Below are 682 nucleotides of genomic sequence, written 5' to 3'. Positions count from 1 at the left end.
CACCCTGATTACCTTGACGATTACCCTGACGATCAGTTCTGTTAGCTTGTCGATCACCCTGATTACCTTGACGATTACCCTGACGATCAGTTCTGTTAGCTTGTCGATCACCCTGATTACCTTGACGGTTGCCTTGACGACTAGAAGAATTGCTTAAATTACCTCTATTTTGTAGACTAGTACCACTACTTACCCTGGGAGAAGCCCCTCCCCCTCTGGAACTTCTCGAACCTGCACTTCTTGAACCGCCTGAGCGTTGGACACTGCTAGTTCTTGCACCTCTGCCACCTCTTCCGCCTCCACGTTGTGCATAGGCAACATCGGATAAAATAGTAGAGATACTTAATAAGACGGCGATCGTAAAAATAAACGGTTTATTGGATAGTTTCATGATTAACTCCTATAAATATAAGTTTGTAGGGTGGGCATCGCCCACCAATTTTTGTTTGACAGGTATCTTACCTGTTCCACGGTTATAAGGTTTGTAGTGGGCGCTTTAGCCCTTATTTATCGATCTCTCCAACTCCCCTTAATAAGCAGGGCGTTTTCATTCTCGAAAATCTCAATTTCTAAAATTAACAGATAGTGCCAGATACAGAAGTTTTTGACTATTAATTAATCAATTATTAGAAAAAAATCCCCCCTTCCCCCTCTCCCTCTTTCTCCCCTTCCAAAACAAATG

Annotated in this window: 1 pseudogene; it reads right to left on the bottom strand. The window is 42.8% G+C overall.

Features of this window, described 5'->3' with window-relative positions:
* Nucleotides 1-391 (bottom strand): annotated as a pseudogene (locus FWJ34_RS19445) (hypothetical protein); the annotation flags it as partial.
* Between the last annotated feature and the right edge of the window lie 291 nt (nt 392-682).

It is taken from the genome of Geminocystis sp. GBBB08 (assembly GCF_016743215.1).
In the GTDB taxonomy this organism is placed as follows: Bacteria; Cyanobacteriota; Cyanobacteriia; order Cyanobacteriales; family Cyanobacteriaceae; genus Geminocystis.
The sequence above is the reverse complement of the archived record's forward strand: the minus strand, read 5'-3'. Positions and strand labels throughout refer to the sequence as shown.